Genomic DNA, 2,378 nt, shown 5'->3' with positions numbered 1-2,378 from the left:
CCTCACCATTCTTGCGATGGCGCAATTGCAGCGCCATCGAGAAGCCGAGATTGGGAATGAACGGGAACGGGTGCGCCGGATCGATCGACAGCGGGGTGAGCACCGGGAAAACCTGTTCCTGGAAATGGTCTTCCAGCCAGATTTTCTCGTCCTTGGTCAGCGCATCGCGGGTGATGCTCTCGATGCCTTCCTTGTTGAGCAGCACGGTAAGCGCCGAAAGGCTCTTCTGCTGGTCTTCCTGCAGCCGCTCGACCTCACGCAGCAACTGTTCGAGCTGCTGTTCGGGGGTGCGGCCGTCAGGGCTCTTCAGCGTAATGCCTTCTCGTACCTGGCCGGCAAGACCGGCAACGCGGACCATGAAGAACTCGTCGAGATTGGCGGCCGAGATCGACAGGAAGCGGACGCGCTCCAGCAGCGGATGATTGAGGTTCAGCGACTCCTCGAGGACGCGCCGGTTGAACTGCAGCCAGGAAAACTCGCGGTTGACAAACCGGTCCGGATTGCCGCCCTCCGGGCGGGCCACCTCGACATCCACGAATTCGTTCTGCACCGGCTTCAGTTCGTTCATGATTCCCGCTCTTCCACACCGTCAGCCAGCTAAAGCGTCGTGCGTCATTCAGGACGCGCAAAGGACGCTCTGCCACTCCAAGGCGACGCATGGTCCTTGCCGAAAACCGATGTCGGTCTTCGGGGCCATGCGTTAACCGGCTTAACTTATCCTCTGACAGGCTTTTGCGACAGTTTCATTTCATCGAACTTGCAAAGAGGCCTGATATGATCCAGATGCAGACGAGACTGCGTTAAGGAGACGACGATGGCAGGCGGTTCCATTCCCCATTTTCAGAACGATGCGGGCTATCAGGCAATCGACATCGGCGTGAAGGAATTCATGTGCACGGGCGCCAATCCGCCTTTCGACCACCCGCATGTGTTTCTGGACATGGGCGACGACAACGAAAAAGTCTGCCCCTATTGCTCGACGCTCTACCGCTATTCTCCGAAGCTGAAGGCGACCGAGACGCTGCCGGCCGGCTGCATCTACATCGATCAGGCCGCCTGAGTCTTTCGCGACCAGCCCGATGACCGACACGCGATCCCGGCAAATTGTCATCGCCGGGGCGGGTGTCGCCGGATTGACCGCAGCGCTTGCATTCGCCGACCGCGGCTACCCTGTTCGGGTGTTCGAACAGGCGCAGCGCCTGGAAGCTGCCGGCGCCGGCATCCAGCTCTCTCCCAACGCGACACGTATCCTTCGCCAGCTTGGCGTACTCGACAAGCTGCTGCCGGCAACGGTGCGGCCGGAAGCCGTGGTGTTGAAGGAGGCCGCGACCTTGCGCGAACTGGCGCGGGTGCCGCTGGGGCAAGCCGCCGAAACGCGCTGGCAGGCGCCCTATCTCGTCGCTCACAGGGCTGATCTGCAGAGCGCGCTGATGGCACGGGTTTCCCAGATACCGGATATCCATCTTACCACCGGCGCCCGCGTCAGCAGCGCTGCCACCGGCCCCCATGGCATCACCGCGACGGCCGAGATCGACGGCAAAACCATCAAGGCTGAGGGCTTCCTGCTGATCGGAGCCGATGGTGTCTGGTCGTCGGTGCGCGCACTTGTCGATTCGGCCAAAAGGGCGGCTTTGCCAAGAAACCATTTCTCCGGCGAACTGGCCTGGCGCGCGACCATTGCCGCCGAAAGCGCTGCCGGACAAGCCTTTGCCGCGATCGGTGTAACCAATTGCGTCACCACCTTCCTGCATCCCGGCTTCCATATGGTGGCCTATCCCGTCAGCAAGGGTGCTGCCTTCAATCTCGCTGCCTTCACCAGGGGCGACCGTATTGCCGAAGGCTGGTCCGGCAATGCCGACGCCGGGATCCTGACCCGAGCCCTGCGCGGCACCGCGGCAGAACTTGCCCGCCTGGTCGAGCAGGCCGGCCCATGGACCGCATGGCCGATCCATACGGTCGACAGCAAACAACCTTGGACGACCGGCAACATGGCGCTGATCGGCGATGCCGCGCATGCGATGACGCCGTTCGCGGCGCAAGGCGCGGCGATGGCGATCGAGGATGCTGCGACGCTTGCCGACATCATCGCCGACTTCCCTGCCGACCCCCTGGCCGCACCTGCGACCTGGGAACAGTCACGGCGACCGCGTGTAGCGCAGGTCGCCCGACGCGGCGCTGTCAACCGGCTGGCCTGGCATGCCTCGGGTCCAGTGGCGATTGCGCGCAATGTGTTCCTGAAGGTGCGCTCGGAAAAGCTCGCGGCGGATCTGGATTGGCTCTATGGGTGGCGGGCAGTTGAGGCTGCTGTCAGGCGTTGAAAGCCTGACAGGCTGGCGGGACAGCGCCCCCCTCTGTCCTGCCGGACATCTCCCCCACTT

The 2,378-nt window shown here is 62.9% G+C and carries 2 protein-coding genes and 1 pseudogene; 2 read left to right on the top strand and 1 reads right to left on the bottom strand.

Features of this window, described 5'->3' with window-relative positions:
• A pseudogene (locus EN939_RS30275) lies at positions 1-568 on the bottom strand (RNA degradosome polyphosphate kinase); the annotation flags it as partial.
• A 246-nt stretch (positions 569-814) separates the two neighbouring features.
• Here EN939_RS30275 and EN939_RS30270 point away from each other — a divergent pair.
• Positions 815-1,060 (top strand): zinc-finger domain-containing protein, encoded by a 246-nt coding sequence (locus tag EN939_RS30270; RefSeq protein WP_023814125.1) that lies wholly within the window; start codon positions 815-817, stop codon positions 1,058-1,060.
• Between the two features lie 19 nt (positions 1,061-1,079).
• Entirely contained in the window at positions 1,080-2,318 is a 1,239-nt protein-coding gene (locus tag EN939_RS30265) for an FAD-dependent monooxygenase (protein ID WP_127270761.1), read from the top strand.
• Positions 2,319-2,378: the final 60 nt, after the last annotated feature.

The organism is Mesorhizobium sp. M7A.F.Ca.CA.002.05.1.1 (assembly GCF_003998335.1).
In the GTDB taxonomy this organism is placed as follows: Bacteria; Pseudomonadota; Alphaproteobacteria; order Rhizobiales; family Rhizobiaceae; genus Mesorhizobium.
Note: the sequence above shows the minus strand (reverse complement) of the source record. Positions and strands in the feature narration are given on the sequence as shown.